The sequence below is a fragment of the Nocardia sp. NPDC058705 genome (assembly GCF_042749305.1).
Lineage (GTDB): Bacteria > Actinomycetota > Actinomycetes > Mycobacteriales > Mycobacteriaceae > Nocardia.
The window spans coordinates 51,944-72,117 of the sequence record NZ_JBHYRN010000027.1; the positions used below are offsets into that span (position 1 = coordinate 51,944).

A 20,174-nucleotide genomic window follows, 5' to 3' on the forward strand; every position below is an offset into this window, starting at 1 on the left:
TCCGTCGCACCGTGCAAGATTCGCGCGCCATGTCTGATCTCTGCCGAATGTGATCGGGTTCGGGATTTCTCCCCCTCACCCTTGCCGGGGGAAAATTCTGATCCCGTGAACGTGGCAGTAGTCAGACATTTAGAAGGCAGGGCCGAAGGCTCGAACTGCCCTATAGGAAATCTGAAATCATCAAGTTTCAGATAAAACCCATGAATCTACCTGCTGAAATAATCCGGAGAACAGACCTTGGACGGTCCAGGGGTCAAAAATGACAGACACTGTCGCCGAAATCTGCCACTTTTCTTAGACACCAAAAACCCCCGACCAGAAGGTCGGGGGCTATCGGGTATTCCAGCTTGACTGGATGATGACGGCGGTACCCGTCAAGGCTCAGAGTAGCGGCCCTCGTCGGACATAGAGAAAGCCCCCGACAGCTGACGGCTGAATCCGGGGGCTTCTCAGTGTGTCTGAGCTATCCGTTCAAACGGTCTCCGATCTGCTCGGCTCGCACCTCGTCGCGCCCGTGTTGGGCACGGTGCTTCCGCATCACGTCGTCAATCGCCCGTTGGGTCTCGCTCATCAGCGAAGGGCGAAGCTCCCCCGCTAAGGCTTCGTCGTCCATACGGTCCGCACCTCTCGTCAGGTTGGTCATGATGTCGCCTGCTTCGAATCCCACTGAGCCAGCGCGACCAGTAGCCGGCGGATGATCTCCGGTGGCGCTACCTCGGTGGGGTTCGCGTCTACGGGCTTCGGTGTGCGTTTCGGGAGCACTGCGGGCCTCCTGGTGGCTTGAGTTCCGGTCACGAGGGCGAATCTGGGTTCAACCCCCGTGACCGTTGGTAGCCAAGCTACGAACGGCAACCGAACCCGGTCCACAACTATGCTTGAGAATGCTCTAGATGCTCCGTACAGCGGCGAAACCGCCTTAGGTGAGGGATGATTGGGGGTGCTGGAGCATATCCACGCATACATGCGACGGGAGCACATGACATGCAGCTAACTTGCCTGGGAAGCGGTGGAACCACTGGTGGGGGATGCCCATCTCTGTATGACACGGACGAACGTGTCTATGTGGTGCAGGGCTGGCGGACCGACACTGTGGGAGTGATCGAGATTCCTCACTTGCTGTTGGGGTTCGCGGCACCTGATACCTACGTCGGCGCGACGCTCACCGACACTGGCAGAGGCACATTCGTGTTGGAGGGCCGACCAGTCACCGACCCTGCGACGCTGGCACAGATGGACATCTACCCGGACGAAACCGCTATCGAGGTAGCGAAGCTAGAGAGGAAGTTCTACGGCCGTGATGCTGCTAGCGCAGGGTGAAGATTTTCTTGACCTGTTCCGTCAGGCGAAACGTGAAGCGTTCCACCTCGAGGTAGCGGACGACTACGACACCCCCGAAGAGTCGGAGCCGTTCCGCAAGTTCATCGCGAACGAACCCGATGACTACGAGTGGTTCACGCCGTGGTTGGAGCATGTCCGGGAGACCACAAGCCGCGGGGTTGCCGTCAAGCGCGCGCGGGTGGTCACGGTCCCCCACACCGACTACACCAGGTTCGCCAAACACGTCGCACGCTTCAACGCGGAGGCAGGCGAAGACGTGCGGTATGTGCCGCGGCACACGATCAATGCCGATGAACTCACAAAAGACGACTGGTGGCTGTTTGACGATGAACGAGTAGCGTTCACCGTATTCAAGCCATCGGGGGAATGGTCGGGCGGAGCGGTTACCGACGATCCGGTAATCGTGGACTATGTCCGACGAGTCAAGAACCTTGTTTGGTCGAAGGCAACTCCGCTCGGAGAATACTCCGACCAGTGACGAATTCTGTCGATGAGGCAAAGGAAGCCCTCGGACAAGAACTCCGGGGGCTTCGCCTTAACGCTGGCCTCAAAGGCACTGAGCTTGCGCGTCTCGCTGGCTGGCACCAATCCAAAGTGCCGAAGATCGAGTACGGCAAGACCAGGCCGACCGAAACCGATATTCGCGCTTGGTGCATACACACGAATAGCGAAGACCATATACCGGACTTGATAGCCACAGTCCGCAACATCGAAGCTGCGTACCAGGAATGGCGACGTGTACTCGGCACCGGAACCAAACGGCGTCAACAGGCACAGGTGAAGCTAGAAGCTGACACCGAGTTCATGCGATGGTTCGAACCGTTCCTGATCCCTGGTCTGTTGCAAACCGCTGCATACGCGGAAGAGATCATGCGCAATGTCATCGATTTTTACCAGATCGCTGACGACCTCGAGGCGGGGGTGGCTAAGAGAATGGAGAGGCAGCAGATTCTCTATAGCCGGAACCACCGGTTTCATTTCGTCGTGGCCGAACAATCGCTGTACACCACCGTGGGCGATGATGGAGTGATGGCCGGACAACTTGACCGGTTGCTGGCAGTGTCCAGCATGCCTCGAGTCACGTTCGGGATCGTGCCTCGAAGCACGCGGTACCGGGTCCACATCTCGAACATGATCATGTTCGATAACCGGTTCGTCATGGTCGAAGGAACCTCAGCAGAGCTGACGATCACGCAACCCCGCGAGGTTGCCCAGTACGGCAGAGCGTTTGATACGCTCGCGCGCCAATCCGTGACCGGGAGCGGAGCCCGCGAGCTGATCGCGGCTGCACTCGAGACACGACACCGGAGGATCGAAGATGCATGAGGTTGCCGACATCCGAGCCGAGTTCGCCTCGACCGCGGCAGAGGTGAGAGGGAAGCTCGACAGCTTCCGCGAAACCGAGTGCCAACGGCACCAAGAGATCATGTCCGCCCTTGGCGAACTGCTCCGCACCTAACCGAGCGCTTCGAACGGGTCCGGAATCGCAGGCACCGAAGGCGTGTTCACCTCAGGAAACGCTGAGACATAGTCCTCGAACGGGTCGCCTTCGACCCGTTCGGGTCGTGGCTCTGGCTCCGGTGCTTGCAGGAGCTGGCGAACTTTTTCGAATCCGTCGCGTTCGGCTTCGTACCGTTCCACGGTCCGGGCTTCCCAATCGGTAACCCCGTACTCGACGGCGATCGAGTCCAGACGATCGGTTCCGGCCGGATCGAACGAGTACACCCAAGACGGTCGACCTTTCCCGGTCGACTCTTCCAGCTCTCGAACGGCCAAACCGTTCGCTACCAGTTTCTTGTCCAGGGTTCGGCGGACCGTAGCCACCGACACCCCAAGCCTGTCGGCAACAGCACCCGCTTTGGTAGCGGGATGCTCCATCAAGTCAATCCATACCCGCTCTGCGGTCTGGCCCAAAGCCGCCCGCAGGAACGCAGGATGATTTAAACGCATAACTAGTCCATATGATTTCTCTACTGGGGGGAGAGGTTCATATGGACCACTTATGCAGTTAATTCCCCACTCAAGATTCAGCACCCATCGTTGAGCCACCAAGCCCTCACGGCGCTTGTCGCTCTTGGTGACCAGTTCCAGCGAGGTAAGGCGCTTCAACGCCTTGCCCGCGGTTGTGCGGGCTACACCCGCACGGACGCTGAGGTCACGTTCAGACGCGTCTACCGTCCACACGCCCGCTTCGTGCGCCTTGCCGACCAGAGCCAGCGAGACAGCGCGGTCGCTCGCGCTGGTCCTCCCGGACCACGGGTACTCAGAAATCCTCTGCGACAGCTCTTCGAGTCGAACCCGAACAACGCGCGAATCACCAATCGGAGGTTGCCAACCACGGTCAGCGCTTTCCCATACCCTGCGCAATCGGCCCTCGAGCCGATTCGACCGGTCGCGTCCACCGTCTTCGGTCGCGAACTCGTACGCAAAATCGGAATCGGTGACGAGTCGAACAAACTCGTCCTCGTCAAGCCCTGCGTTCATCGCGTACATTGCCAGCGCCGAAGCGGTGGCCCATTCCGAGTACTTACCCTCGCTGCAATCCAGAAGATGCAGCGCAGCATCCGGAAGCTTATTTCTTAGTTCGTGTGGCAATGTCGTCGCCCTCCAAGGCGATAGTGATCATGTCGGCTAGTTCGCGAAGTTCGTCTTCGCGAAACAGCAGGAATCGGCTTGTTCCGGGTCCGGTCAAGCGGTAGTTGATTCCCCCGCGTTCCCGGTCCCATTTCTTATCAATTTTCATTGCTTCCAGTCCTTCAAATGGCGATGGCCTACCCGAAGGTAGGCCGCGCCTAGTTTGTTCGTTAGCGTGGACGCTGGAGGCTCATACGAGCCTGTAGAACGTCCGGATAGCCTTCTGTCCGTACATCTCCGGGTCTTCGACCTCTACTTCTGAGATCTGTTCATGCTCGTTCGCCGCGAGGAACGTCCGCACCGGTGCGTACACCTCCCCCGCGAGGTCCACGCGGATGCTCCGGTAAACCTCCAACACCGTGACCTTCTCGTAGGCCACAACCTCCGCGTACAGAAACCCTGCGCTCTCGACCTTCAACGTCTACCCTCCATCATTCGCAACCGCTATGGCATAGGCTGGAAGCGAACCGGGGTGCTTGGTACACCCCGGTTCACCCATCTTCTACGGGACGAGGTGTCCCCGCTTGGGTTCCCAGACGGTCAAGGTCATCTGTTCGCCGGATGTTGCCTCGTACTCGTAGTGCATGACCCTGACCACCGGTCGGGCCATCGCCTTCCGGGCGATGTTCCTGTGCGCCGACGCGAACCCGCGCTCACGAACGGTTGCGATCGTCAACTCACCGGAAGATTCCAGCTCACACACTGCGTCGAACCGATCACCAGTACGGCTGATGCTCGAAGCTGCAAACACCTTGTTCATGCGTTTTCGCTCTCATGGACCGTGTACGTGTGGTGTCCGGCCAACGTCTCCCGGATCAGCTTCTCTGCGTCGGACTTCGAGAGGCCGAACACCTCCACCGTGAATACCTTTGGCTTGCTGCTCATCCGCTTGTTCCTCTCGTAGTAGCCCTACGATTGCCAACGTAGATGAAGAGCTAAGCTATGTCACAGCTTTTGTCAGTGAGCTATGTCACAGCTTTTCAACGGTATGTTCTGCCAGAGCTTGTCGACCCGTGTGCTATCCGCCGATATGCTCGACGGATGGCGAATACGGTGACGAAGACCATTTCAGGCTGGAAGGTGGTCATGGAATGGGCACCGGGTGTTGGTCACGGTGGCCCGCATCGGCTGACGATCGAGGCTGCCGACCCGGAACACCCTCCAGTAGGCGGGTTGTCACAAGGGGTTCTGCGCAAGCTTGGTGCGATCGAATCGGCCCGCGAGGTCCGGCCGGCCGAATACCGTTTCGATCCGGAACCGCTGCACGCGGAACTTGCCGACAACGGTTTGTCAGATCGATACCTTGCCCTGCTGAGCGCGGCGTATATCGGGTTCGTGGACGCTGGCATTTCGAACGCAGTGCAAGAGCTTGCCGACAAGCTAGGCAAGCCTGCGAACACGATCCGCGGTCAGCTCTCGCAGGCACGCAAGGACCGGGGAATCATGGAGGGCCGCAACGGGAAGCCCGGAGGCGTACTGACTGAGAAGGGCCGCGCCACCCTGCAAGAGTGACGCGACCACTATCCCAGCTACACCCGATCTTTGACGCGTGCCTCATCCGGCACAACAGAGCGGCGAACGTACGGAACGTAGAGGTCGCCTGAAATCATCTGCCAACTGTCGTCAGGGTTCGGGGGATGCCCCAACTTCGCTTTTAGCTCGCTGGGAAACTTGATCTCGTACTCCAGCTTCGCAGCGGAAGCCGCTGAACGCCTACCTTCCGCGTTCGAAAAGTGGACGCGCACAGAGATACCCGAACGTTTCAGCAGATCACGCCGAGCATCCCAGTCGGATTTCTCCCACTCGTCGCCGTACGTGCCTCCAGTCGGCTTGTACTCCCACCGCGCTTCGATTGCGGGTGCTGACTCCAACTCAGCGATTCGATTGTCTAGCGCGTCGATCTGGGACTGAATGCGCTCTCGTGTAGTCGCTGACTTCGCCTTCGCCAGCGACACCGACAGTGCGTCTATGCCTGAGATCGCTTCGCGCAGTTCGGCAATCTTCGAGTCACCTGGTGCCCAGACACGTTCGAGAATCGGGATGTCGCCAACGGCAGAGAGAACCGTTTCGCTCACCGTTTCCTCTACCAGGTCAGCCGGAACAATGTGCATGTCTTGCTTCTCACACCGGTAGTACCGGTACTCGATACCGCGGGTGACCTTCCGCGTGTGGTGCAGCGTCAGGCCACAAGACTTGTGCGAGACAACACCGCCCAACGGGCTCAGTTTGCTTGTCCTGGTTGCGCGTCGCTCATCGCGGCGACGGGTTGCTATCTCCTGCAAACGCTCCCATTCCTCAAGTGAGACCAGCGGGTCACCGAACTGGACCGGAAGCCCTGAGCCGTCCCTCAACACGTCCTTTTTGTGGTGGACGAATCCGCGCAGTGCAGGACTCTTGATCATGTTCCGGATTGGCGTCTGAGACCAGGACGGCGGCCATTGCCGTTGCCGCTTACGCTTCTTGTTCGGCGGATCAACCGGTGGAGCGCGAAGCTCTTCCGGAAGCTCGCTTCGCTTCAGCGTGGCTATGCCGAGTTGTTGCGCGCGGTAGTACTCGGTTGGCGTGACGATGCCTTCTTCGTTGAGTTCCCGCGCGAGCTGGGTGTACGAACCACCGTCAAGCATTGCCTCAACGATCCTTCGCACGAGCACATACGCAAGGGGATCGATTTCCAGCCCCCAGCCTTCGCCTGTCTCGCGTCTCACCGTGACATACCCGAACGCTGGTCTACCGCCGCCCCAGCGAGCTTCTGAACGAAGCTTCCGCCGTGAACCGCGTGTCCGCTCTTTGATCGCTTCTAGCTCGCCTTCGGCTAGCCCAGCGATCACGTTCGCGATCATCCGGCCAATCCAGTGGTCCAGGTCGAACGACTCCGTCACCGAGACCAATGACTTGTTGTTCTTGGTGCACCAGTCCAGGACGTTGTTCAGGTAGATACTGCCCGTTGCCAGACGGTCAAGTTTCCAGGTCGCGACGATGTCCCACTCATCCCGCTTGTCCTCGAGGAACCACGGTCCGAGCCCCGGAGTATCGAACGGGTCGACATCTCGACTCACGTCGATGTCTTCGGCCCAGCCGATCACCTGGTGCTCGTGAGCGTCTGCCCACTGCTGGATAATCTCAATCTGACGTTCGATCGAAGTCGACTCGTCGGTGTACCGGGACAGTCTCAGCCGCCCTAGTACCCGCAGCTTTTCCCCAGGTCCAGGCATATCCGAAGGGTACCTCTCTGTTGTGCTAAATCTGATCTTTCACGAGCCCGTGATACCGCCCAATACCGGCAATGCGATCCGGTTGGCCGCGGGGACCGGCTGCGCGCTCCACCTCATCGAGCCGCTCGGCTTCGACCTGTCCGAATCCAAGCTGCGACGGGCCGGACTGGACTATCACGACCTCGCGGTGGTGACGGTGCATCCCGACCTGGCGACGGCATTGACCGCGATCCGGCCCGGTCGCGTGTTCGCCTTCACCACCCAGGCGAGCACCCGCTTCACCGACGTCGCCTATCAGGACAACGACGCGCTGCTGTTCGGCACCGAGCCGACCGGGCTGCCCGAGGAAGTCCTGGCCGATCCGGCGATCACCGACCAGGTGCGCATTCCGATGATGCCGGGGCGCCGCTCGATGAATCTGTCGAACGCGGCGGCGGTGTCGGTGTACGAGGCATGGCGGCAACTGGGGTTTCCCGGGGCTGTCTGACCCCGATACCTACTTGGTCACTTGATCACCAAGGCCACCATGGCGGCATCGCCCGAGCTGAATCCACCCGAGAGCGAAAATCCCTGAGAGCCTGATGAACATTTGTCCAGGTTTCTCAGTCGACGTCGAAGCGTTTGAAGCGTGAGGTGGCGCCCGCGGTCAGGCGGATGGCGGACTTGGCGACACCGAAGTGGTCGGCGAGCAATTCGATCGCGGCCTTGTTGGCCTTGCCTTCGACCGCCGGGGCTCGGACGTAGAGGGTGAGGGTGCCGTCTTCGGCGGTTTCGACGAGTGGGCCTTTACGGCTGTTCGGTTTGATCGTCGCCCGCACTGTGTGCACCGGGGGTCTCCTTCCCGTCCGGGCTGGTGGGGGTGGTCGCCGTCGCGGTGTCAGGGGTCGCCGGTTCGGCTGACGCCGCGGCCGGGTCGGCGCTCGCGGGTGCTGCGGTCGCGGAGGTGGTACGCACTGTGGTCGCGGTGGGCACGGTCGCCCTGGTGCGGCGCCCGCGCAGGAATCGCAGTGCGGCATAAAGCAATCCACCGATCACGGCGAGGAAGCCCAGCCACGGCACGGCCTTACCGGCGAAGACCACCGCGTCCTGCAGCCAGTCCACCAGCGAATTCCAGCCGGAGACGATGCCGTCCCAGAAGTTGTCCGGGTCGCCGGGGGCGTTCTTGTTGTCGGCGGTCAGGGTGATGGTCAGCGTCGACAGCGAAACCTGGTCGTCGAGGCTGCGTTTCTGCGCGGTGAGGCTGTCGAGTTCGCCCTGCCTGCTCGACAGTGCCTCCTCGGCGGCGATCAGGTCGGCGGTGTTGGTGGCGCCAGTGATGAGCGCTTTGAGCCGGTCGACGGAAGCCTGCAATGCCTTGATGCGGGCGTCGAGGTCCTGCCACTGCATGGTGACGTCGTCGCGATTGGTGCTCACGCGAGTGACGGTGCCGACGCCGCCGAGGCCGGTGATGAAGGCGTCGGTCTTGTCCGCGGGCACCCGCACACTGAGCACCGCGCGCGCGGCACGCTTATCGGTACCGGGCTGTTCCATCCGGCTGTCGATCCGCCCATCTACAGCGCGGACCTGCTCGGTGACGGTCGCGGCAGCGGCGATCGGGTCGTCGGAGGTGACATCCACCGACCCGGTGATCACCTCTTTACGATTGGACTGATCCGTCGGCGCCGGACTGTCCTTCGCCGGCGCCCCCTCCCGGAACCCGGGCGCCACCGCGGGCGCGGGCCCGGACAAGGCGTTGGGCGCCCCACCGGCCTGATCCGCACTTTCGTCGCTACCGCACCCGACCAGGAACACGAGTCCGAGCAACGCGACCATCACCACGACAAGCTTGCGCATGTTCGCAGCGTAGTGCGCGCCGGGCCACACGTCAGCGACGTAACCGCAGCCGGTGCTCGGAGTCGAGCTCATTCACCTCCGTATCGCGGGCTTCGCTCCTGCAGATCCGCTACGCCGACGCCGGGTGCTTGTGGGTCCAGCGGGTCACCGTCGGGTGCTCGGTGTGGATCGGTTGCGGGTCAGGTCGGGCGTCAGCGGTGGGCGCTCGGCCTGATTCAGCGGAAGTCGCGGGAGCGGGCGACGATGGTCAGGTCCAGGTGTTCGAGATGCTCGGCTACGAGACTTGCCGCGCCCTCGGCATTTTGGATGCGGCCGCGGATGAGCAGGGCGGTGGCGGACTGGGCGAGGCGGCGGTAGCGGGTCCACAGGCCGACCGAGCAGACGACGTTGATCATGCCGGTTTCGTCTTCGAGGTTGAGGAAGGTGACGCCCGCGGCGGTGGCGGGGCGCTGGCGGTGAGTGACGGCGCCCGCGACCAGGATGCGGGCGCCGTCTTCGACGAGCAGGAGATCTGCCGCGGGGACTACGCCGAGTGAATTCAGGTGGGCGCGTAGGAATTCGGTGGGATAGGAGTCGGGTGAGATGCCGGTGGCCCAGACGTCGGCGGCGGCGAGTTCGAGTGCGCTCATGCCGGGCAGAGAGGGAGCGACGGTCGCCGGGCCGGTGCCGGGCAGGCGGTCGGGCCGCTCCACGGCGGCCGCGCCCGCCGCCCACAATGCGGCCCTGCGCACGCTGCTGCCACGCGAATCCCGTTGCGCATCTGGAGAATCCGGCCCGTCAATGCCGCGCCCGAGCGCTCGCTGGTCCGTGCCTGCCGCCCCGGGCTCGGGGGCCACATCATCTGCAGCCGAACGGTATTCGACGAGGTGCGCTTCGGCCTGCGCGCCCACAGCGACGGGGCGACCGTCACCCATGCCCGTGGTACGCCTGTTCGTCGCAGCGACACGGTGGGAGCGCTCCTCGGTGTCGACCAGCACATCCAACGCCCCTGCGGTCGCGAGGGATTCCGATTGGGCAACAGTGAGTTCCACGCGGCCGGTGAGGTCGAGCATCGAGGTGAAGGGGCCGTGTTCGGTGCGGGCGGCGACGATGCGGGCGGCGAGGTCGGCGCCGATGTGGCGCACCCCGGACAGGCCGAGGCGAACCTCGGTGCCCGCGTTCTCGAGGGTGGGTTCGGCGCGACTAGCGTTGATGTCGGGGCCGTGCACGCGCACACCGTGGCGGCGGGCGTCGGCGACCAGCGACTGCGGCGAGTAGAAACCCATCGGCTGCGCCCGCAACAACCCGGCGCAGAACGCGGCCGGATGGTGCAGCTTGAACCACGACGAATAGAACACGATCGAGGCGAAACTCTGCGAATGACTTTCGGGGAAACCGAAATTGGCGAAGGCGTAGAGCTTTTCGTAGATGCGGTCGGCGAGCTCGCCGGTGATGCCGTGCAGGTCGCGCATGCCCTGGTAGAGGCGGTCCTTCAACTGTTCCATCTTCTCGGGTGAGCGTTTGGAACCCATGGCGCGGCGCAGCTGGTCGGCTTCGGCCGCGCTGAAACCGGCCACGTCGATGGCCATCTGCATCAGCTGTTCCTGGAACAGCGGGATGCCGAGGGTGCGGGCGAGCGAATTCTCCAGCGCGGGATGATCGCAGACGGGCGATTCCTTGCCATTGCGCCTGCGGATATACGGGTGCACCGAGCCACCCTGGATCGGGCCGGGGCGGATCAGCGCCACCTCCACCACCAGGTCGTAGAACTCGCGCGGTTTCAGCCGGGGCAGTGTCGCCATCTGCGCGCGCGACTCCACCTGGAACACCCCGATCGAATCGGCCCGCTGCAGCATCTCGTAGACGCCGGGTTCGGCGAGATCGAGCGCGTGCAGTTCGACCTTCTCGCCCTTGTGCTCGTGCACCAGGTCGATCATGTAGTGCAGCGCCGAGAGCATACCGAGTCCGAGCAGGTCGAACTTCACCAAACCGACTGCGGCGCAATCGTCTTTGTCCCACTGCAGCACGCTGCGTCCGGCCATCCGCGCCCACTCCACCGGGCACACGTCGGCGATCGGCCGATCGCAGATCACCATGCCGCCGGAGTGAATACCCAAATGCCGTGGCAGACCGTCGAGTTCGCCCGCTAGTTCGAGCACGGCGTCCGGGATGTCGGTGCCCGTTTCGCCCGCAACCCCTGACCAACGGCTCACCTGCTTGCTCCACGCATCCTGTTGTCCCGGCGAAAAACCGAGCGCCCGTGCGGCATCGCGCACCGAGGACTTACCGCGATAGGTGATCACGTTCGCCACCTGGGCGGCGTAGTCGCGACCGTACTTGGCGTAGACGTGCTGGATGGCCTCCTCGCGGCGGTCGGATTCGATGTCGACATCGATATCGGGCGGGCCGTCGCGCTCGGGCGAGAGGAACCGTTCGAACAGCAGGTTGTTGCCCACCGGGTCGACATTGGTGATGCCGATGGCGTAGCAGACCGCCGAGTTGGCGGCCGAACCCCTGCCCTGGCAAAGGATGTCGCTCTCTTTGCAGAACTGGACGATGTCGTGCACCACCAAGAAGTAGCCGGGGAATTTCATCTTCTCGATCACCGCGAGCTCGTGCTCGATCTGCCGGTACGCCTTCGGGTTTCGTTCCGGGGGGCCATAGCGTTCGGCGGCGCCGTCGAGCGCGAGGTGGCGCAACCACGAGTTCTCGTCATGGCCGGTCGGCACGACGAACGGGGGCAGTTTCGGGGCGATCAAGCGCAGGTCGAAGGCACATTCGCGAGCCAGGGTCGCCGCGTTCGCCACCGCGTGCGGGTACTCGGCGAACAGCTGCGCCATCTCCGCGCCCGAACGCAGGTGCGCGCCGCCGGTGGGGGCGAGCCAGCCCGCCATGTCGTCGAGACTGCTCCTGGCCCGGATCGCGGCCAGCGCCATCGCCCGTTTGCGCTGCGCCGGTGACGCGAAATGCGCACCGGTAGTTGCCAGTACGGGAATGTCGAGACGATCGGCCAGCGCCACCAGCAGTGCGTTGCGTTCGTCGTCGGTGGCGATGCCGTGATGGGTGAGCTCCACACTCACCCGGCCGTCGCCGAACCGTTCGATCAGATCACGCAGCGCCGCTTCAGCTTTCGGCAACCGCGCATCGCCCGCCCGCAGGTCGTGCTCGAGCGCGGTGCGCAGGTGCCCTTTTCGGCAGCCGGTCAGTACATGCCAGTGCCCACCCGCCGCCGCAGCGAGCGTGTCGAGGTCGTACCGCAGCACACCCTTCTCCCCCGCCGCCATATGCGCCGCCCCCATCTCCCGCGACAACCGCCGATACCCCTCCTGCCCCCGGGCAAGGACCAGTAGGTGCGGGCCGTCCGGGTCGGGAGAACCTGTGCGCGGCACCGAGTCCGGTGCATACACGTGTCCCGACCCGCCCACCCCGTCAGCGGGTGCCGACAGCACCTGATCATGGCCGTGCGACTCGGCGGATCCGCCGCCAGGCACCGAGCCGACAGCTTCGTCTAGTCCACGCACCGCCTCGTACGCGTGTCTGGGGCCCAGCGATCCGCCGACATCGTGCCCACCCGTGCCGCTCCTCACCCCATCGGCACTCGACGCCCTTCCCCGGCCGCCCCTCGGCGCCTCGCGCATCTCCGCTCGTCCGATCCCCGGCGCGACACGAACCCCGCCCCGAGGTACAGAACGGCGCCGGACCGCATCCCCTCGGCCCGGCGCCGCCTCCGCATCGGTTCCCAGTGACAGTTCGGCACCGAAAACCGTTGGCATTCCCCAGTCCCTGGCCGCCTCGGCGAACCGGACGGTCCCGTAGAACCCGTTGTGGTCGGTGAGCGCGAGCGCTTCCAGACCAAGGCGCACCGCCTCCTCCACCAGCTCCTCCGGCTGACTCGCGCCGTCGAGGAAGCTGTAGGCGGAGTGGGTGTGCAGCTCCGCGTAGGGCACCGTCGGGCCGGTCGGCCGGTCGAGTTCGGCGGCGCGGTACTCGCCCCGCTTGCGCGACCAGGCCGGACTGTCGCCGCCGTCGCCGGGGTGCATGTCTTCCGCAGGCCTACCACTCGGCTTGCCGGAGAGCACCCGTTCCAGCTCCGACCAGGTCGGCGGCCCGTTGCTCCAGCCCATGCACCCACTCCTCTCACGACCCCCGCATCACCACACCCCTTTCCTGTTGGCACACAACTCAACTCGCGGGCAAGCGCTCCATCGACTGCGATTCCAACGCGGCCTCCACATGACCGAGACCCTGACGGATCACCGCGCCGTAGGCATCGTTGGCGAGCACGTCCAGGTGCCCGCGTGCGATGGCCAACTGCATCCGCGCCATCTCGAAGTCACCGACGCGGCGGTGACTGTCAGCCAGGTTCAGATACAGCGAGGGCAGGAACCCACGCAGCCCCTCATCGAGCGGGATGCCCGGCCCGAACACCGCGGCCAGCGCCCGCTGATCCCACAGCAACGCACCCTCCGGCAACTCCTGCACATCCGCGAGGTGGTGCGCCACCACGCAGCGATGCAACGGGTCGCCACCTTCCCCTATCTCACTCCACAGCCTGGTCAGCGCCGCGCGCGCGGCGTCAGGGTTGTAACCGCCGAGCCGCACCGCGGCATAGATGTCCGCCATCCGATCGTCCGCCATGTGCACCAGTATCGCACATACGTTCGAATAATGGCGAGAGGTGTTCGAACATATTTTCGAGTTTCTCGAAGAGTCTGGTTGTGGAACTTACTTCGGAGTAAGTTCGGAGGGAACGATCTGCAAAGGAGCAGTGATGTCTCAGGTTTCCCCAGGTGAACACAAGCGGCGACGCGACCTCGCAGGCAGGCACGTCGTGATCACCGGCGCGTCGTCCGGGATCGGACGGGCCGCCGCGCTCTCGGTCGCCGACAAGGGCGCCGTCGTGTTCCTGCTCGCGCGTCGCGGCGACGAACTGGCCGCCGTGGTCACCGAGATCCTCGACGCGGGCGGGCAGGCCTACGGCTACCAGTGCGACGTCACCGATTCCGACTCCGTCGACGCGACCGTCGAGACCATCCTCACCCAGCACGGCCACGTCGACATGCTGGTCAACAACGCCGGCCGGTCCATCCGCCGCGCCATCCACCGCTCCACCGACCGCCTGCACGACTTCGAACGCACCATGGCGGTCAACTACTTCGGCGCCCTGCGCATGACGCTCGCGCTCCTGCCGCAGATGCGTGAACGCGGCTTCGGCCACATCGTCAACATCTCCAGCGCCGGCGTGCAGGTGGCCACGCCCCGCTTCGCCGCTTACCTCGCCAGCAAGGCCGCCCTGGACAAGTTCACCGAGGTCGCCTCGGTCGAAACCCTCGCCGACGGAGTCACTTTCACCACCATCCACATGCCGCTGGTACGCACCCCGATGATCGCCCCCAGCGGCGACCAGGGCCCCTCCGAATCCCCCGAGTGGGCCGCGAGCACCATCGTGCGTGCCCTCACCGAACGCCCCAAACGCATCGACGTCCCCCTCGGCACCCTCGCCGAATACGGCGGCATCTTCACCCCCAAACTCCGTGACCGCATCATGCACCGCTACTACCGTGCGATCCCGGATTCCCCTGCGGCCAAAGGTGAATCGGTCGAAGTCACCGAGGTCCCGGTCCCGTCGAGTCCGAAAACCCCTTCGCCCGCCCGCAAGGTCACCGGCACCGCTCTGCGCCGCGCGGCCCGCTGGGTCCCCGGCACCCACTGGTAGCCCGGCATAATCGCCCACTTCGCACGTTTTCAATCAGTTTTCTGACTGAATTCACGCGAAGTGGGCGATTACGCCAGTCCGCGGACCTCGAGGGTGAAGTGGTGGGCGGTGATGCTCATGTGGTGGCGCATGTAGAGGCGGTGGGCGGTGGCGCGGGTGGGACCGACGCCGGAGTCCAGGTGGATCGCCGTGCAGTTCAGGCGGGTAGCCTCGGCGGTGATCCAGGTGAGCAGGGCGTCGGCATGACCTCGTCCGCGAGCTGTGGGCAGGGTGGAGACGTCGTCGATGTAGATGTGGTGGCCCCAGGCGGTCGAGTGGGATTCGCGGAATCCGGCCACCGATAGTGCTGCGCGAGAAGCGGGTTCGAAGGCGCCGATCAGGCGGTAGCCCGCGGGGCGGAGTTCGGTGTCGATGAACTCGGCCAGCCGGGATGTCGTTTTCCACTGTGGGCGGAGCTCCAGCAGGGCTGGGCCCGCCGATTCGGTTTCGTGGCTGCCGATTTCTCGGATGTCGATCATGGAGTCGACGTTAGGTCTGTGGGTGATCACGCGGGAGAGCCACTGCGGCGTAGTTCTACTGGTCCACTGGCTCCGCGCCGGCGTAGTCGTGCAATCGGGGTCTCCGGAATCAGTTTTCTGATTATTCGGGGGCCGATTGCACGATTACGCCGGTCTTCTCACTCCGGCCGTCAGAGTTCGGGGAGTTGTTCTATCGCGGCGGGTTCCAGGTAGGTGACCGGTTTGGGGGTGGCGCCGCAGCTGGCCTGGCGGGGGGCGGCGGGGACGGTGCGGGCGGTGACGCGCCAGCGGCGGCCGTCGCGGTGGGTGACGATGGCGGCGCCTGCCTGGGCCGGGTCGTGGGCGGGGACCGGGTCGGGGTGGACGGTGAGTTCGGTGGCGGAGGCCTGGACTTGTTGGCGGACAGCCACTTCGGCGAGCTGGGAGATCGGAGGGTAGCAGCTGCGGCCGCGGAGGCCGGGTAGGGAGACCTCGCCTGTGTCTGCGGCTTCGAGCAGCGCCTTGGCGGCGGGGGCATCGACGCGGCCGTAGGTGAGGCCCGACGGGAGCAGGACGACGGCGGGGGCGAAGCGGTGGCCGCCGGTGTGCGAGGCCTCCCAGACCCGGCCGGGGTAGTCGGCGGCCATGGCGGCGGCGATCGGGCGACCCAACAGCGCACAGCACTGGTCACGTTTGCCGTGTGCGCAGACCAGCATCACCGGATCGTCCACACGCACACCGACTCCCGGAGCCGGACCGTCGACGAGATACAGGTCGATATCGAAGAGCTGACGCAGGTCGGTGATCTCGAACCGCTCACACCAGGAACCCTCCGGCCGCGAACTGGCCAGCAGCACGGTGCGGGTACCGGTGAACTCGTTGCGGCCAGGACGCCGGATCAGCGTCGGGCGAACCTTCGCCGCCGAAGTGCGGGCGGCCAGCTCGGCGGTGATCTCCGGCCCGAGTACCTCGTCACCGATCACATCGCTGCCCCACGCGCCGGGATGCTCGATACACAACCAGCCGGTGACGTGCGCCGCGGTGCCGAGAAGCGGAAGGTCGACAGCGGCCGCCGAACACAGCATGCCCTCGAACGGGTTCACAGTGCTCCTTCCACGACCGATCCGTCCGGACGATCCGGGACCAGGCATTGTTCACTGTAGAACCGGATGAACAACCGGTTGGAAGCCCGAGCCGCCGTCGGTACAGTGGTCGCCGTCACTTCGACACAGATCGGGCGGGGCCGGACAAAGAAGAACCCCCACGACCTAGCTGTCGCGGGGGAAACTCCATGTGTTTACGAGGGACCTTGTCCTCGTATCTGTCATCGATGATAGCGGGGGGAAACCGGGATGCCAACACGCGCCACGATCATTGCCGTAAACAAACATCTTCACCCCGTACGACTCGCTACATACGGTGCGCGCTGTGGCAACGATCCCTTCCTCGCGCTCGAACTCTACAAGTGGAACCTTCACCTGTCGGCAGCATTTCAGCAGGTCCTGGCCATCAGCGAAGTTGCCCTGCGTAATGCCATCGACCAGCAACTCCGCAGCTGGAACGCATGCCAGCCGCACCACACACGAATCGGTGCCATCCACGGCGCCGACTGGCTCATCGACCCTGCCCGGCCGCTGAACTCGCTGACCAGAGGATCCCGCAAGACTGCGACACAACATGCCACCGAGGCTGACGGCAATCGCGATCCGAAGCATCCACGCAAAGGCGCGGTGATCACCCACGATGACGTGCTCGCGCAGATCACCTTCGGGGTCTGGCCGAAACTTTTACCGACACCGAACACTGGTGACGCCAGCTTCCGTGGTCGCCAGGTCTTGTGGCGAGACGCGTTGCGCCATGCCTTCCCACACGCGGCTGACGACCCGGACGGCCTTGTCGTCGCCGATCGAGCGAGCCGATTGCATGGCCTACGCAACCGGGTCTCGCACATGGAACCGCTCCTCGATGTCAACATCACGGCTCGCCACAATGACGCCCTTCGGCTGCTCGGTGCGATCAGTCCGGAAGTGCGCGACTGGTGCGCGGGATTCAGCAGGGTGATCGAAGTGCGACGAAAATGTCCGGTCGAGCTAGGGAGTGGTCACTCGTAGACGCCCTCGGCGTGCCATAGGGCCGACTCGTGGACGAGGAGGACTGCGCGGATTTCGGTGAGGTCGGCGTCGAGTTGGATCTGGACGCGGACGGCCAGGGCTTCGGGTTCGGTGGTGGACCACCAGCGTTCGGTGATCGGCCATGGGCCTGCCCAGCCGAGGAGGGCCCACTGTTTGCGGCCCCAGCGCAGGCGGGTGGGGGTGGCGGTGAACAGGCCGCGGTCGGTGATCAGGACGGGGGTGCCGTCGGCGGCGGTGAGGTGGACGACCGGGCGGTGTAGCAGGAGCAGGGTGGGGGCGGGTTCGGGGAGGCGGCCGGGCCAGGGGTGGGTGGGGTCGGCGGCGGGGGTGAGTTCGTCGCCGAGGGCGATCATGGTGATGCGTTCGGCGGGGCCGCGGCCGCCGCTGAGCACGCCGATGCGCACGGCTTCGCCGCCTAGCAGGCCCTGCACGCGGACAAGGGCGCGGCGGGCGCGTTCGGTTTCCTCGCCTTCGCCACCCCACAGGCCCAGTTGCAGGGCACCCGCGGCGACCACCTCGACCGGTTCCAGGGTGAGCGCGACGATCGGGCCGGTGGGGCGGGCTCGGTGGGTGAGCCAGCCGTCGAGTTGCCAGCGGACGCGGTCGGCGGTGTCGGCGGGGGTGAGTGGGCGGGCGCAGCGCCAGATTCGGGTCAGTTCCTCGCCTGTTTCGGTGCGCGCGGTCACGGCGAGGCGGGTGCAGGCCACGCCCGCCGCCGACAGGACCGCGTGCAGTTGGGTGGACAGTTGCCTGCCTGCGAAAGCGGCCGCGTCGACCCGGTCGATGGGTGGGTCGCAGGCCAGTTCGACGGTCAGTTCCGGGGCCGGGCGGCGCGCCGACGGTGGGCGTTCCGGGAGGGCGCGGGCGGTGCGGTGAGCGAGCACGGCGTCGGCGCCGAACCTCGACGCCACTTCGGCGGGAGACAGGCGAGCGAAATCGCCGATGCGGCGTAATCCCAAGCGGCGTAACAGGTCTACGAGGTCGTTGCGCTCCGACGCGGCCAGGCTCGGTTCCATCGCGAGCTCCGAGACCGGGAGCGGGGCGAGGTACTTCGCGCCCTCCCCCTGCGCCACGATCGCGCCGTGCTTGGCCGCGATCACCGCCGTCGACATGGCATCGGCGATCCCGATCTGCGCCTCCGCACCCGCCGCGGCGACCGCATCGATCAACCGCACCACCGCAGCCTCCTCCGAACCGAAATACCTTGCGGCACCACGCGCTCCGAGTACGACGAGCCCCGGCCGCAACACCTCCACCCCCGGCACCGTCGCATCCACAGCCCCCACCACCGGCTCGAACAACCGCGCATCCCGATCCGGATCATCCTGCACCACAACAAGTTCCGGGCAGCACCCCTGCGCATCCCGCCTACCCATCCCCCGCCGCACCCCTTCGGCCCGCGCGATCGCCGAACACGCCACCACCGAACTCCCCCGCAACACCGCGATCGGCCGATCCGCCGACACCCCCTCCACCGCAGCCGCCGCCACCGCAGCCCAGTCCGGACACCACACCGCCAACACCCGATCAACGCGCGCCACAACACCGCACCCCGCGACCGAACGAACCACCACCGAGCTGGCCCAGGTGCCACACCACCAGCCCCCGACCACACCCCACGACCGTCCGAACCACCGCACGCGACCCAGGCACGCCGTGAGCACCCGAATCAACGCACACCACAAAGACACCCCCGACCCACTGAACGCGGACCTCGACACCAGTCGACCCGGCGCTGACGAACCGCGGCAGCACCACAGCCAGCCGACCGAACGAAGACCCCATCGCTTCGACCTGCCGCAAGAGGTCAGCCCAGTAGCCCGCTTGAGGGCTGTGGTGGGCACCCGGGGTGCGATTCGTGTACGAACGAGAGATCGGCGACCGTTTGGTGGGCGCCGGGGAGACGGTGGGCTCGGTCATGCCCATCGTGGCGAACCGGATAACGGGCCGACAGTCACGAGACTGCCTCGCGCAGCGCGGTGACTCCGGTTGTGCGGGTGACAGTTTCGCGCGGCAACCATTCGGTGCGGCCGACCTGGGCGCACAGGTCCATGCGGCCGTGGCGGGTCTGGCCCGCTTTGGCGCTGACGCGCACGTCGAGACAGACCGAGCGCAGGCGGCCGCGACCGGGGCCGAGGCCTCGGTAGCCGGTGACGCGAGAGTCCAGGCGCAGCGTCGGATTCGCCCATTCGCCGCCAGCTACGACCAGGGTTGCGCCGCGGTTGCGGGCGCGGGCGGCGAGGACTCGGCAGCGCGACGGCGCGACGGCGAACCCGCTCAGGCCGAGGACCACCAGGTCCAGGCCGTCGAGCAGGACCGCGGCCACCTCGGCGGGGTCGGGGCCGGGGTCGGCGATCACCGCGAGCCGGGACAGCTCGGCGCCCATCTCCGCGGCGGCCAGCAAACCGAGCCGAGGCAGGCCGACCACCGCCGCGTGACCGCCGTTTCCGGTGACCGAGGCGAGCAGCCCGGTGAGCAGGGAGTGGGCGCCGGTATAGGCGACCACCGACCCTTTCGGCAGCCCACCATCGGGCAGCAGGTCGGCGAGCGGCGGCGGCACCGGCAAAAGATCACGCCGTAATGGCTGTTCACGCGGTATATGACCGGTCGCGGACTCACCGCGTCCGGGTACCGCTGCCATGCGCCTGCGCAGTTCGTCGAGCATGCCCTGATCGGGCGACAACGCTTCCGAACCCATCAACACCACCTACTTCCACGATGGACCCGCGAGCGGAAAACCGCCCTGCGCCGGAACGGCAGCACCGTTCCAGCTATCGATCGTATTCGAATATACGTTCGATAGCGACCAGCGTGACACCCACCCCCTCCCTAT

General features: G+C 65.0%; 19 protein-coding genes and 1 pseudogene. 8 read left to right on the plus strand and 12 right to left on the minus strand.

The genetic code is table 11. From position 1 onward, the window contains the following. Positions 1-1,095 precede the first annotated feature (1,095 nt). From ACFW6D_RS25660 to ACFW6D_RS25675, 4 genes are read left to right on the plus strand one after another with little or no spacing between them, the layout of a single operon-like run. Complete coding sequence (locus tag ACFW6D_RS25660) at positions 1,096-1,317, plus strand: hypothetical protein (protein ID WP_379332153.1); 222 nt, start codon at positions 1,096-1,098, stop codon at positions 1,315-1,317. Beyond that, on the plus strand, positions 1,298-1,816 hold the full coding sequence (locus ACFW6D_RS25665; protein WP_379332227.1) for a DUF6879 family protein: 519 nt from the start codon (positions 1,298-1,300) through the stop codon (positions 1,814-1,816). The genes ACFW6D_RS25660 and ACFW6D_RS25665 overlap by 20 nt, the downstream gene beginning before the upstream one ends. Continuing rightward, a complete protein-coding gene (locus tag ACFW6D_RS25670) occupies positions 1,813-2,664 on the plus strand; it encodes a helix-turn-helix domain-containing protein (protein ID WP_379332155.1) in 852 nt (283 codons plus the stop codon). Before ACFW6D_RS25665 ends, ACFW6D_RS25670 begins: the two co-directional genes overlap by 4 nt. Next, positions 2,657-2,797, plus strand: coding sequence for a hypothetical protein (locus ACFW6D_RS25675; RefSeq protein ID WP_379332157.1), 141 nt, complete (start codon positions 2,657-2,659; stop codon positions 2,795-2,797). The genes ACFW6D_RS25670 and ACFW6D_RS25675 overlap by 8 nt, the downstream gene beginning before the upstream one ends. Here the strand turns inward: ACFW6D_RS25675 and ACFW6D_RS25680 are convergent. From ACFW6D_RS25680 to ACFW6D_RS25690, 3 genes are all read right to left on the minus strand, one after another. After that, entirely contained in the window at positions 2,794-3,933 is a 1,140-nt protein-coding gene (locus ACFW6D_RS25680; protein WP_379332159.1) for a hypothetical protein, read from the minus strand. The two genes, ACFW6D_RS25675 and ACFW6D_RS25680, sit on opposite strands and share 4 nt — an antisense overlap. 229 nt (positions 3,934-4,162) lie before the next feature. Further along, positions 4,163-4,390: a hypothetical protein gene (locus ACFW6D_RS25685; RefSeq protein ID WP_379332161.1), complete on the minus strand. Its 228-nt coding sequence runs from the start codon at positions 4,388-4,390 to the stop codon at positions 4,163-4,165. 338 nt (positions 4,391-4,728) lie between these two features. Continuing rightward, entirely contained in the window at positions 4,729-4,857 is a 129-nt protein-coding gene (locus ACFW6D_RS25690) for a hypothetical protein (protein WP_379332163.1), read from the minus strand. Positions 4,858-5,013: 156 nt separating this feature from the next. Here ACFW6D_RS25690 and ACFW6D_RS25695 point away from each other — a divergent pair, with 156 nt between their 5' ends. After that, complete coding sequence (locus tag ACFW6D_RS25695) at positions 5,014-5,484, plus strand: hypothetical protein (RefSeq protein WP_379332165.1); 471 nt, start codon at positions 5,014-5,016, stop codon at positions 5,482-5,484. 17 nt (positions 5,485-5,501) lie between these two features. On the opposite strand, the gene ACFW6D_RS25700 is transcribed toward ACFW6D_RS25695, so the two are convergent. After that, entirely contained in the window at positions 5,502-7,184 is a 1,683-nt protein-coding gene (locus tag ACFW6D_RS25700; RefSeq protein WP_379332167.1) for a recombinase family protein, read from the minus strand. Between the two features lie 22 nt (positions 7,185-7,206). Here ACFW6D_RS25700 and ACFW6D_RS25705 point away from each other — a divergent pair, with 22 nt between their 5' ends. Next, a complete protein-coding gene (locus ACFW6D_RS25705; protein WP_379332169.1) occupies positions 7,207-7,671 on the plus strand; it encodes a tRNA (cytidine(34)-2'-O)-methyltransferase in 465 nt (154 codons plus the stop codon). 115 nt (positions 7,672-7,786) lie between these two features. Here ACFW6D_RS25705 and ACFW6D_RS25710 read toward each other — a convergent pair whose 3' ends face one another. The 4 genes from ACFW6D_RS25710 to ACFW6D_RS25725 all read right to left on the minus strand — a co-directional run bounded on the left by ACFW6D_RS25710 (position 7,787) and on the right by ACFW6D_RS25725 (position 13,634). Beyond that, complete coding sequence (locus ACFW6D_RS25710; RefSeq protein ID WP_379332171.1) at positions 7,787-8,011, minus strand: DUF167 domain-containing protein; 225 nt, start codon at positions 8,009-8,011, stop codon at positions 7,787-7,789. Next, positions 7,971-9,089 (minus strand): DUF4349 domain-containing protein, encoded by a 1,119-nt coding sequence (locus tag ACFW6D_RS25715; RefSeq protein WP_379332173.1) that lies wholly within the window; start codon positions 9,087-9,089, stop codon positions 7,971-7,973. The genes ACFW6D_RS25710 and ACFW6D_RS25715 overlap by 41 nt, the downstream gene beginning before the upstream one ends. Before the next feature lie 143 nt (positions 9,090-9,232). Further along, positions 9,233-13,120, minus strand: a complete 3,888-nt coding sequence (locus ACFW6D_RS25720) for an error-prone DNA polymerase (RefSeq protein WP_379332175.1) — start codon at positions 13,118-13,120, stop codon at positions 9,233-9,235. Positions 13,121-13,178: 58 nt separating this feature from the next. Next, positions 13,179-13,634 (minus strand): hypothetical protein, encoded by a 456-nt coding sequence (locus tag ACFW6D_RS25725; RefSeq protein WP_379238019.1) that lies wholly within the window; start codon positions 13,632-13,634, stop codon positions 13,179-13,181. Positions 13,635-13,809: 175 nt separating this feature from the next. Here ACFW6D_RS25725 and ACFW6D_RS25730 point away from each other — a divergent pair. After that, positions 13,810-14,712: pseudogene (locus tag ACFW6D_RS25730) on the plus strand (SDR family NAD(P)-dependent oxidoreductase); the annotation flags it as partial. A 68-nt stretch (positions 14,713-14,780) separates the two neighbouring features. Here ACFW6D_RS25730 and ACFW6D_RS25735 read toward each other — a convergent pair. Next, positions 14,781-15,230, minus strand: a complete 450-nt coding sequence (locus ACFW6D_RS25735) for a GNAT family N-acetyltransferase (RefSeq protein ID WP_379332177.1) — start codon at positions 15,228-15,230, stop codon at positions 14,781-14,783. A gap of 170 nt (positions 15,231-15,400) precedes the next feature. Continuing rightward, a complete protein-coding gene (locus ACFW6D_RS25740; protein WP_379332229.1) occupies positions 15,401-16,294 on the minus strand; it encodes a sucrase ferredoxin in 894 nt (297 codons plus the stop codon). 267 nt (positions 16,295-16,561) lie between these two features. Between ACFW6D_RS25740 and ACFW6D_RS25745 the strand changes: the two genes are divergently transcribed. Beyond that, positions 16,562-17,320: a hypothetical protein gene (locus ACFW6D_RS25745; protein WP_379332179.1), complete on the plus strand. Its 759-nt coding sequence runs from the start codon at positions 16,562-16,564 to the stop codon at positions 17,318-17,320. Here the strand turns inward: ACFW6D_RS25745 and ACFW6D_RS25750 are convergent. Beyond that, positions 17,311-18,882, minus strand: coding sequence for a DNA polymerase Y family protein (locus ACFW6D_RS25750; protein WP_379332181.1), 1,572 nt, complete (start codon positions 18,880-18,882; stop codon positions 17,311-17,313). The genes ACFW6D_RS25745 and ACFW6D_RS25750 overlap by 10 nt on opposite strands. Positions 18,883-19,295: 413 nt before the next feature. After that, positions 19,296-20,039 carry a hypothetical protein gene (locus ACFW6D_RS25755; RefSeq protein ID WP_379332183.1) on the minus strand — a complete coding sequence of 248 codons (744 nt, stop codon included), beginning with the start codon at positions 20,037-20,039 and terminating at the stop codon, positions 19,296-19,298. Positions 20,040-20,174 lie beyond the last annotated feature (135 nt).